10 protein-coding genes and 1 pseudogene are annotated in these 10,263 nt (G+C 75.5%); 6 read left to right on the forward strand and 5 right to left on the reverse strand.

Going from position 1 to position 10,263, the window contains the following annotated elements:
- Both ACE3O1_RS13005 and ACE3O1_RS13010 read right to left on the reverse strand, forming a co-directional pair.
- Positions 1-734, reverse strand: a pseudogene (locus tag ACE3O1_RS13005) (molybdopterin molybdenumtransferase MoeA); the annotation flags it as partial.
- A complete protein-coding gene (locus ACE3O1_RS13010) occupies positions 731-1,852 on the reverse strand; it encodes a ThiF family adenylyltransferase (protein ID WP_374315705.1) in 1,122 nt (373 codons plus the stop codon). The pseudogene ACE3O1_RS13005 and the gene ACE3O1_RS13010, both read right to left, overlap by 4 nt.
- Positions 1,853-1,962: 110 nt before the next feature.
- Between ACE3O1_RS13010 and ACE3O1_RS13015 the strand changes: the two genes are divergently transcribed.
- From ACE3O1_RS13015 to ACE3O1_RS13040, 6 genes are all read left to right on the forward strand, one after another.
- A complete protein-coding gene (locus ACE3O1_RS13015) occupies positions 1,963-2,352 on the forward strand; it encodes a molybdopterin-binding protein (RefSeq protein WP_374315707.1) in 390 nt (129 codons plus the stop codon).
- Positions 2,353-2,355: 3 nt separating this feature from the next.
- Entirely contained in the window at positions 2,356-3,159 is an 804-nt protein-coding gene (modA, locus tag ACE3O1_RS13020; protein WP_374315709.1) for a molybdate ABC transporter substrate-binding protein, read from the forward strand.
- Positions 3,156-3,962, forward strand: coding sequence for an ABC transporter permease (locus ACE3O1_RS13025; RefSeq protein WP_374315710.1), 807 nt, complete (start codon positions 3,156-3,158; stop codon positions 3,960-3,962). Before modA ends, ACE3O1_RS13025 begins: the two co-directional genes overlap by 4 nt.
- Positions 3,959-5,077, forward strand: coding sequence for a sulfate/molybdate ABC transporter ATP-binding protein (locus tag ACE3O1_RS13030; RefSeq protein ID WP_374315712.1), 1,119 nt, complete (start codon positions 3,959-3,961; stop codon positions 5,075-5,077). Before ACE3O1_RS13025 ends, ACE3O1_RS13030 begins: the two co-directional genes overlap by 4 nt.
- 9 nt (positions 5,078-5,086) lie before the next feature.
- Positions 5,087-5,683, forward strand: coding sequence for an N-acetyltransferase family protein (locus ACE3O1_RS13035; RefSeq protein WP_374315714.1), 597 nt, complete (start codon positions 5,087-5,089; stop codon positions 5,681-5,683).
- A 70-nt stretch (positions 5,684-5,753) separates the two neighbouring features.
- A complete protein-coding gene (locus ACE3O1_RS13040) occupies positions 5,754-7,373 on the forward strand; it encodes an SDR family oxidoreductase (RefSeq protein ID WP_374315716.1) in 1,620 nt (539 codons plus the stop codon).
- Here ACE3O1_RS13040 and ACE3O1_RS13045 read toward each other — a convergent pair.
- The 3 genes from ACE3O1_RS13045 to ACE3O1_RS13055 all read right to left on the reverse strand — a co-directional run.
- A complete protein-coding gene (locus ACE3O1_RS13045; RefSeq protein WP_374315718.1) occupies positions 7,348-7,902 on the reverse strand; it encodes an N-acetyltransferase family protein in 555 nt (184 codons plus the stop codon). The two genes, ACE3O1_RS13040 and ACE3O1_RS13045, sit on opposite strands and share 26 nt — an antisense overlap.
- 32 nt (positions 7,903-7,934) lie before the next feature.
- Entirely contained in the window at positions 7,935-9,620 is a 1,686-nt protein-coding gene (gene cydC, locus ACE3O1_RS13050) for a thiol reductant ABC exporter subunit CydC (RefSeq protein WP_374315720.1), read from the reverse strand.
- Positions 9,617-10,263 (reverse strand): ATP-binding cassette domain-containing protein (locus ACE3O1_RS13055; protein WP_374315722.1); only part of this gene is annotated, 647 nt, incomplete at its 5' end. The genes cydC and ACE3O1_RS13055, both read right to left, overlap by 4 nt.

The raw sequence follows: 10,263 nt of genomic DNA on the forward strand, positions 1-10,263 counted from the left end.
AGGGCCTCGCGCGGGCCCTCGCCGTCGTCGCTCACGCTGAGCCGCAGGACGACCTCCGCGCCGGCCTCGGCGGCGAGCCCGGCCAGGAGCTCGCTGTTGGACTCGGGGATCTGACCGCGCTCCAGCGGCGTTCCGGGCGCGACGAGCTCGGAGCCGGTCGAGACGACCGCGACCCGCGGCGTCCGGCTCACCGTGACCTCCGCGATCCCGGCCGCCGCGATCGCGGCGAGCTGCAGTGCGCCCAGCAGGGTTCCGGCGGGGAGCAGCTCGTCGCCGGTGCGGGCATCCTCGCCGCGGCGGCGCACATGCGCGCCCGGCGCGCGCGGCGCCTGCAGCACCTCGACGCGATCGAGCGAGTCGGCGAGGCCTCCGGTGGTGTCCTCGAACGGCACGATCGCCGTCGCGTCGGAGGGCACGGGCGAGCCGGTCATGATGCGCGCGGCCTCGCCCGGGCCGAGTGCGGGATCCAGCGACGTCCCGGCGGGAAGGTCCGCGACCACCCGCAGCGTCACGGGTGCGTCGGGCGCGGCATCCGCCACGTCGGCGAACCGCACGGCGAACCCGTCCATCGCGGAGTTGTCGAAGACCGGGATGTCGACGGCCGCCCGTGCCGGCGCGCGCAGCGTGCGCCCGCGCGCCGCCGAGGTCGGCACCGTCACGTTCTCGAGGAGAGGCGTGGCGGCGAGCACCGCGGCGAGGTGGTCCTCGACGGGGACGAGGAGGTCCCCGGTCATGCCGGAGACCGCTCGCGGAGCGCAGGCGCCCACGCGTCCATGCCGCCGGCGAGGACGGATGCCTCGATCCCGGCGTCCTGCAGTGCGCGGGCCGCGCGCTCCGCGCGCACGCCGACCTTGCACACGACGACCACCGGACCGGCGCCGGCGAGCGACGGCTCGGCGAGCAGCCGGGCGAGCGGCACCTCGACCACGCCCGGCAGTACGCCGGTCGCGGTCTCGTGCGGCTCGCGCACGTCGAGGAGCGTGGCGCCCGCGGCCTGCGCGGCGAGTGCCGTCCCGAGGTCGACGTGGGCGATGCCATGCAGGGGAGCGGGCGCCGCGACGGTGCGAACCTCCGCGGCGACTCGGACCGCCGGTCCCAGCGGCACCTCGTCGGTGCGCCCGCGCAGGGCGTCGATCACGAGGACGCGGCCGAGCAGCGGCTCGCCGACCCCGGTGACGAGCTTCACCGTCTCGGCGGCGAGGATCGCCCCGACCTGCAGGCACAGCGGGCCGAGGACGCCGACCTGCTCGCACGACGGCACGTCGCCGACCGACTCGGGCGGGTAGAGGTCCGACAGCACCACGGCAGGGATCCCCGCCGGCGGCGCCGACCAGAACACGGTCGCCTGCGCGTGGAACTCCTGGACGACGCCCCACACCAGCGGCACGCCGAGCGGCGCGCCGGCGCCCGCGACAGCATCCCTCGTCTCGAAGGTGTCGGTGCCGTCGACGACGACGTGGGCGCCGGCCAGAAGCCGCGCCGCGTTGCCGCGCGTGAGCCGCGCGCGCACCGCATGCACGGTGGTGCGGGGTGAGAGGTCGTGGGCGACGCGGACCGCCGAATCGACCTTGGGCCGCCCGATGTCGGAGGCGCGGTGCATGACCTGCCGCTGGAGATTGGATGCCTCGACCTCGTCGTCGTCGATCACCGTGAGCGTGCCGATGCCGGCGGCTGCGAGGGCGAGGACCGTCGGCGATCCGAGGCCTCCGGCGCCCACCACGGCGACGTGCGCCGCGGCGAGCCGGCGCTGCGCCACCACGGCGAAGCCGGCGAGGCGGGCGTGGCGCGCGGTGCGTGCGGCCTCGTCGTCCGCGAGGGCGGCGACGGGCTCGACGAGCGGCGGGATCGGCATGGCTCCAGGGTATTGCGCCCGCGGCCGGGTCGGACCGAGGCTGCCGGATCCTCCGCACGTGCGGCAGAATTCCGGCCCTTGGGGCGCAACTGCGGTGATATCGTGCGGACATGCCGACATACAAGGTCTCCGAAGCGGCACGGCTTCTCGGGGTGAGCGACGACACCGTCCGCCGGTGGATCGACGCGGGAGCGCTGGCGACCACCGGGTCGACGCCCGCCGAGGTGCCCGGCGACGCGCTCGCGGCGCGCGCCACGGAGCTCGCCGCGGCGCCCGCGGACGGCGACGTGCCCTCGAGCGCGCGCAATCGCTTCGTCGGCCTCGTCACCCGCGTGCAGCGCGACGGCCTCATGGCGCAGGTCGATATACAGGCCGGCCCGCACCGCGTGGTGTCGCTCATGTCGGCCGAGGCCGCCGACGACCTCGGCCTCGAGGTCGGCTCCCTGGCCGTGGCCGTCGTCAAGGCCACGACCGTCATCGTCGAGAAGCCGCGGGCCTGACGGATGCCGCGCCGCCTCGTCCTCGCCACGTCCGTGCTCGCAGGGCTCCTCGTCGTGGCCGGCTGCGCCCGCGTGGCCGACGAACCCGCCGGCGGAGGCGTCCCGGCACCGTCCGAGCCGGTCGCGGAGGAGCTCACCGGCGAGCTGACGATCTTCGCCGCCGCATCGCTGGGCGCCGCCTTCGACGAGCTCGCGGAGCAGTTCGAGGCGCGGCATCCGCAGCTCGAGGTGCTGCCGATCTCGTACGACGGATCGAGCACGCTCGCGACCCAGCTCATCGAGGGGGCGCCTGCGGACGTCTTCGCCTCCGCCGACGAGCAGAACATGCAGAAGGTCGTCGACGCCGGCCTCGCGACCGCGCCGGAGCTGTTCGCCTCCAACACGCTCGTCATCGCGGTGCCGGCGGGCAACCCCGGCGGCGTCGCATCGATCGCCGACCTCGGCGCGGACGATCTCACCGTCGTGCTGTGCGCGCCGGAGGTCCCGTGCGGCTCCGCGTCGCAGACGCTGCTCGAGCAGAACGGGGTCACCGTGGCGCCGGCGAGCCTCGAGCAGAACGTGACCGCCGTGCTGACCAAGGTGGCGGCGGGCGAAGCGGATGCGGGGCTCGTCTACGCCACGGACGTGCGCGGCCGCGACGACGTCGAGTCGGTGGAGGCGGCGCGCGCCGCACAGGTCGTCAACCGCTACCCGATCGCCGCCCTGACGGAGGCGTCCCATCCCGCGGCTGCGGAGGCGTTCGTGGCGTTCGTCTTGTCCGACCGAGGCCGCGCGGTGCTCGACGCGTTCGGGTTCGGGGCGCCATGACCCCCGATGGACGCACCGGGTTCGTCCCCCGCATCCTCGCCGTCCCCGCGATCCTGGGGCTGGCACTGCTCACGCTGCCGCTGGCCGCACTCGTGCTGCGTGTGGACTGGTCGACGCTGTGGACCGACATCACCTCTCCCGAGGCGGTCTCGGCGCTCCTCCTCTCGCTCGGCACGGGGCTCACCGCGACGGCCGTGTGCGTCGTGCTCGGCGTGCCGCTCGCGCTGCGCATCGCGCGCAGCGGCCCTCGCACGTCCGCCGTGCTGCGCGCGCTCGTGACCGTTCCGCTCGTCCTGCCGCCGATGGTCGGGGGCGTGGCGATGCTGTTCCTCTTCGGTCGCACGAGCTGGCTGGGCGGCGTCCTCGCGGAGTGGGGTGTGCGAATCCCCTTCACCACGACGGCCGTGGTGCTCGCCCAGACCTTCGTCGCGCTGCCGTTCCTCGTGCTCGCGCTCGAGGGGGCGCTGCGCACGACCGGCGTCGGGTACGAGCAGGCCGCGGCCGGGCTCGGCGCCGGCCGGTGGACGATCCTCGGACGCGTGACCCTGCCGCTCGCGGCGCCGGGGCTCATCGCGGGGATCGTGCTCTGCTTCGCCCGCGCGATCGGCGAGTTCGGCGCGACCGCGCTCTTCGCGGGCAACGCGCCGGGGGTCACCCAGACGATGCCGCTGGCGATCTACACCGCGTTCAACGGCGCCGGCGTCTCGCAGGGGACGGCGGTCGCCCTGTCGCTGCTGCTGCTGGTCACCGCGATCGGCGTGCTGCTGCTCGTGCGCGCCTGGCGGCCGGAGGCGCAGCGATGACCGGGGCGGCGCTGGATGCCCGGGTGGTCGTGGAGCGCGCGGCGTTCCGCCTGGATGCGGCGCTGCACGCCGAACCCGGCGAGGTCGTGGCCGTCATGGGGCCGAGCGGCGCGGGCAAGTCCACGCTCCTGGGGGTGCTCGCCGGGCTCGTCGACCTCGGCGAAGGGTACGTCAGACTCGGCGAGCGGGAGCTCGATCGCGCCCCGCGGCCCCGCCTGCGCACCACGCCGTCGCAGCGCGGGATCGTGCTCCTCGGCCAGGAGCCCCGGCTGTTCCCGCACCTCACGGCGCACGAGAACATCGCCTTCGGGCGGCGCGTGCACGGTGCGACCAAGCCCGTCGCGGCGGCCGAGGCGGACGAATGGCTGTGGCGAGTGGGCCTCGCGGGCATGGGCGCACGGCGCCCCTCGCAGCTCTCCGGCGGGCAGCAGCAGCGGGTGGCGCTGGCCCGTGCCCTCGCGACCTCCCCGTCCGCGCTGCTGCTCGACGAGCCGCTGACCTCGCTCGACGCCGAGACGGCCGCCGACGTGCGCGCCCTGCTGCACGACCAGCTCACGGCGACCCGGACGACTGCCATCGTGGCCACGCACGACGCCGTCGACGCGGTCTCGCTCGCGACGAGCCTGGTCGTGCTGGAAGAGGGGCGCGTCACGCAGTCCGGTCCGGTGCGCGACGTCCTCGCCACGCCGGCGACGCGGTTCGCCGCGGCTGTCGCCGGGCTCAATCGCGTCGTGGGCTCGGTCCACTCCGGCCGGTGGACGCAGGGCCCGCTGGCGCTCGATGCCGGGGATGCGGCATCCGATCGCCTCGACGGCAGCGAGGTCGCTGCGGTGTTCCAGCCGTCGTCGGTCGAGGTCGCGGGCGTCCCCGGCGAGACGTGGACCGCCGCCCTGCGCCTCGCGCCCGAACCTCGTCGGGGGGAGTGGCTCGCGCGCGTGACGCGCCTGGAGCAGACGCCGGCGGGTGTGCGCGTGCGCACCGCCGAGCCCGAGATCGCCGTCGACATGCCGGCCGGCCGCGCGGCCGAGCTGGGGCTCGCGCCGGGGATGCCGGTGCGGCTGCGGCTCGCGGCATCGGCGGTGCAGCTCGTCGCCGTGCCTGGCCCGCGCTCCTAGACTCGTCGGGTGCGCATCCGCCCCTTCCGCCCCGGTGACGAGCCGGCGCTCGCCGACATCTGCCTGAGGACCGCGGATGCCGGAGCCGACGGAACCGGGGTGCTCGACGACGACGACCTCTGGGCCGAGATCTTCGTGCTGCCCTACGTCCACCGTCATCCCGACCTCGCCTTCGTGGTCGAAGCCGACCAGGGTGAGGTCGTCGGCTACATCGTCGCTGCTCCCGACACAGCGGCGTTCGAGGAGTGGTTCCGCGACGAGTGGTGGCCGCGTCACGCCGGGCGATGGCCGCGGCCGGCCGCCGAGGTCACCCGACAGGACGGCATCCTGCGCTACGCCTACGGGCGCGGCGACGGGGGGCAGGACTTCGGCGAGGCGTACCCCGCGCACCTGCACATCGACCTCCTCCCCGAGGCGCAGGGGAGCGGCCTCGGCCGGCAGCTCATCGAGACCCTCGCCGCCGAGCTGGCGCGGCGCGGCGTGCCGGGGATCCACCTCGTCGCGTCCGCCGACAACGCCGGGGCGATCGCGTTCTATCCGCGCGTCGGGTTCACGCCGCTGCCCTCGCCCGAAGGCGCCCGGGCCTTCGGCAGGACGCTCCCCTGAGGCGCTGACCCCCACGATGCGGGTGCGTCAACCCCTGCACCGCACCGCGGGCACGGCGTAGCCTGCCGACATGGACGACCTCTCCGCCCCCACCGGCCGCGAGCCGGCGCTCGCCGCCGTCCCCCGATCCGACGGCACCGCGCCCCGCGTGCTCGTGATCGGGGCGACGGGCTACATCGGGGGCCGTCTGGTGCCGCGGCTCCTCGCGGGCGGCTACGTGGTGCGCGTCCTCGCCCGCGATCCCGCGCGCGTGTCGGCCTTCTCGTGGGGGAGCAGGGTCGAGGTCGTCGCCGGCGACGCCACGGATGCCGCCGCCGTCGCCCGCGCGGTGGACGACGTCGACGTGCTCTTCTACCTCGTGCACTCGATGGCGGCGGGCAGAGACTTCGCCGATGCCGACCGCCGCGCCGCCGCGACGGTCGCAGAGGCGGCGCGCGCGGCGGAGGTCGGGCGCATCGTGTATCTCGGCGGTCTGCACCCCTCCCACGTCGAGCTCTCGCCCCACCTGCGCTCGCGCGTCGAGGTGGGGGAGGTGTTCCTCGACAGCGGCGTCCCGACGCTCGTGCTGCAGGCCGGCGTCGTGATCGGCGCGGGGTCGGCGTCGTTCGAGATGGTGCGGCATCTGACCGAGGTGCTGCCGTACATGCCGGCGCCCCGATGGGTGCGCAACCGCATCCAGCCGATCGCCGTGCGCGACGTGCTGCACTACCTCCTCGGTGCCGCGCGTGTGGCCCCCGAGGTGAACCGCGCCGTCGACATCGGCGGACCCGACGTGCTCCGGTACGGCCAGATGATGAACGGCTACGCCGTCGAGGCCGGCCTGCACCAGCGGCCGATCGCCGCGCTGCCGGTGCTGACGCCCCGGCTCGCGTCCCTCTGGGTGAACCTCGTCACGCCGATTCCGGCATCCATCGCCCGTCCGCTGGTCGAGTCGCTGCAGAACGAGTGCGTCATGAAGGACCACGCGATCGACGACCTCGTCCCGCCGCCTGCCGACGGCCTGACGCCCTACCGCGAGGCCGTGCGCATGGCTCTCTCGCGCGTCGAGGCCGACAGCGTCGAGACCAGCTGGGCGGACTCCGAGGTCATGGGCGTGCCCAGCGACCCGCTCCCGAGCGATCCGGAATGGTCGGGCCGCGTCGCCTTCACCGATGCGCGGACGGCCCGCACGTCCGCGCCGCCCGAGGCCCTCTGGCGCGTGATCGAGGGCATCGGAGGAGAGAACGGCTGGTACTCGTCCCCGCTCCTGTGGGCGGTGCGCGGGTGGATGGACCGGCTCGTCGGGGGCATCGGTCTCGCCCGCGGACGGCGTTCCCGCGCACGGCTGGGCGTCGGCGACGCGCTCGACTTCTGGCGGGTCGAGGCGATCGAGCCGGGACGGATGCTGCGGCTGCGGGCCGAGATGAAGGTGCCGGGGCTCGCGTGGCTCGAGCTGAAGGCGTCGCCCGACGGCGCCGGCTCGCGCTACGACCAGCGGGCCGTCTTCTTCCCGCGGGGCCTGGCCGGTCGCCTGTACTGGCTCGCGGTGCTCCCCTTCCACGGCTTCATCTTCGCCGGGATGGCGAGCCGCATCGCGGCCGCGGCACAGGCGCAGACGGGCGACTCCTCGCAGCCAACGATCGACCGGGTCGAGCCGCCCGCGGAGCCGGAGGCCGCCGCCGGGGTCACCGAGGCGGAATCGGCTCGCTGAGGTCGCGCACCCGCCGGCGCTCGAACAGCGTGTACACGGCGCCGCCCTGCCCGCGCCGCTCGTCGGTCATCGTGCCGCCGTCCTCGCGCCAGCCGTGGGCCTCGTAGAACGCGGCCGCGCGCTCGTTGCCGTCGAGGACCCACAGGTGCGCCCGGCGGAATCCCGCGGCCCGCAGATGGCGCTCGGCCGTGATCACGAGCGCGTGGCCGACGCCGCGCGACCAGTACTCCGGACGGGCGTAGATCGCGAAGAGCTGACCGTCGCGGGGACGGTCGGCGTCCATCGAGGCGCCGAGCGCCGCCCAGCCCGCGGGGGCGCCGTTGACCTCGGCGACGAGCTCCACCACCGTCGGATCGATCCGGTTCTCATCCCACCGGGCGATGCGGCGCTCCGCCTCGGCGTCGGCGTCGAGCAGGTCGAGGATCTCCTGCGCGATCAGCCCGGCATAGGCCGCGCGCCACGTGTCGACGCGGATGTGCGAGATCGCGGCGGCATCCTGCCGGGTCGCGACGCGCACGGTGAGGGTCATGCCCCGACGTTAGCCGACGCATCCGGCCGTCTTCAGGAGGAGAGGCGACCGGCGTCGATGCGCACGGTGCGGTCCACCAGCCCGGGCGGCACGGCGGCGTGCGAGATCAGCACCACGGCCTGCTCGGGCCCGACGGCGTTCAGCAGGTCCGCGAGGAGCGCATCGGATGCCGCGGGGTCGACCCCCGCCGTCGGCTCGTCGAGCACGAGCACGGGGAAGCCCCGCAGCAGGGCGCGCGCCAGGGCGATGCGCTGCGCCTGACCGCCGGAGACGAGCGATCCGCGCTCGCCGACGCGCGCGTCGAGGCCGCCGCGCTCGTCCAGCCATCCGCCGAGCCCCACGCGCGCCATCACGGCCTCGAGTTCCGCGTCGGAAGCCGATTCCCGGGCGAACAGGAGGTTCTGCCGGATGTCCTCGTCGAAGAGCATCGGCCGCTGCTCGCACAGGCCGACGGTGAGTCGCACGTCGTCGCCGGCGAGGTCGCGGACCGCGCGCCCGCCGATGTCGTACTCGCCCTCGACGTCGAGGAACCGCACGAGAGCGTGCGCCAGGGTGGTCTTGCCTGCACCGCTGGGTCCGATGACGAGCAGGCGCTCGCCGGGGCGGACGTCGAGGTCCGCGTCGTGGAGGGCGGGCGCGGCGCCGGCCGGCCAGTGCACCGACGCGCCGCGCAGCCGCAGGCCCGTGCCCAGCGCGGGAGGCTCGCCGGTCGGGGCGACGTGCTCGTCGACGAGCCCGTCGGGCAGCGCGTCGGGAAGGGCTCCTGCGATGCGCTCGGCGGACGCCCGGACCTGACGCCACGCCGCGGCAGCCATCGGCACCGCGGCGAACACCTCGAACACCGCCAGCGGCACGAGGACCACCACCGCCAGCGATGGGCCGGTGAGTGCGCCGGATGCCGCCCCCGGCAGCGCGGCGAGCACGGCCAGGATCGATGCGGCGCCGGCGAGGAGCGACACGACCGCCGCGGTGCCCGCCTGCGCGCCGGACCGGCGCACGACCGCGCGGCGGAGCGCGGCGTCGGCGGCGGCCACGCGGGCGCGGCTCTGCTCCTCCGCCCCGTAGGCGAGGAGGACGTCGAGGCTCGCGAGGTGGTCCACCACGGCGTCGGTGAGGCGCCCGCGCAGCGGGGAGATCTCGCGCTCGGCGCGACCGCCGGCGGCCCAGCCCCACAGCGTCGCGGCCAGGCCTGCGCCGACGAGGCATCCGAGCAGCGCGAGCGCGGCCGGCCACCAGATGACGGCGACCAGCACGACCGCGCCCACGGCGACCGTCGCCGACGCGACGAGCGACTGCACGACGCGCAGCGGGAGGTTCTGCAGGTCGTCCACATCGTCGACCAGCGCGCCGAGCACCGAACCGCGCCCGGTGCGCGACAGCCCGTCGGGGGCATGCGGCACGAGCCGCCGGACGAGCGACGCGCGAGTGGCCGCGAGCTGGCGCAGAGCGGCATCGTGGCCGGTGAGCCGCTCCAGATAGCGGAAGGATGCGCGGGAGAGTGCGAAGAAGCGCACCCCGACGACCGCCGCCGACAGGTAGAGCACGGGCGGCTGCTCGCTGGCCCGCACGATGAGCCACGCGCTCACGGCGAGAAGCGCGACGGCCGAGGCCTCCGACGCGAAGCCGGACGCCAGCGCCGGCCAGAAGCGCCGTGCGGAAGGGAGCGCCCCCTTCAGCACGCTGCGGGCAGTCGTCGCCGGCGGGACGGACGAGCTCACACGCTCACCTCGCTGTGCTCCAGGCGCACGACCTCATCCGCGATCGCGCGGGCGCTCGTGCGATGCGAGATCAGCAGCACGGCGGCGCCGGCGTCGGCGAGGCCGCGGACGCTCCGCCACAGTCGCGCCTCGGTCTCGGGATCCAGGGCCGAGCTCGGCTCGTCCAGTGCGAGGACGCCGGCGCGCCCGCGCAGGTGCCGGTAGAACGCGCGGGCGACGGCCACGCGCTGCGCCTGGCCGCCCGAGAGCCCGGCGCCCTGCACGCCCAGTTCGCGTGCGGGGTCGAGGTCGGCGGCGCACGCGAGGTCCAGAGCTCGCCGCACGAGCGCGGCATCCGCGTCGTCGTCGCCGAGCGCGACGTTGGCCGCGACGGATCCCGACACGAGCCCCGGGTGCTGACCCGCCCATGCGAGCCATGTCGACGGGGCGAGGGTGCGCACATCGGTGTCGCCGTACGTCGCCTCGCCCTCGAACGCAGCGGCGCCGCGCAGAGCAGCGAAGAGGCTGGACTTGCCCGCGCCGCTCGGGCCCTCCACGAGCACGACCGCGCCCGGTGCCGCCTCGAGCGAGACCGCGGGCAGCATCCGTTCTCCGCGCACGACCCGGACGTCCCGCACGTGCACCGCGGACCCCGCTGCGGCCG

Source organism: Microbacterium sp., assembly GCF_041909575.1.
Taxonomy (GTDB): domain Bacteria; phylum Actinomycetota; class Actinomycetes; order Actinomycetales; family Microbacteriaceae; genus Microbacterium.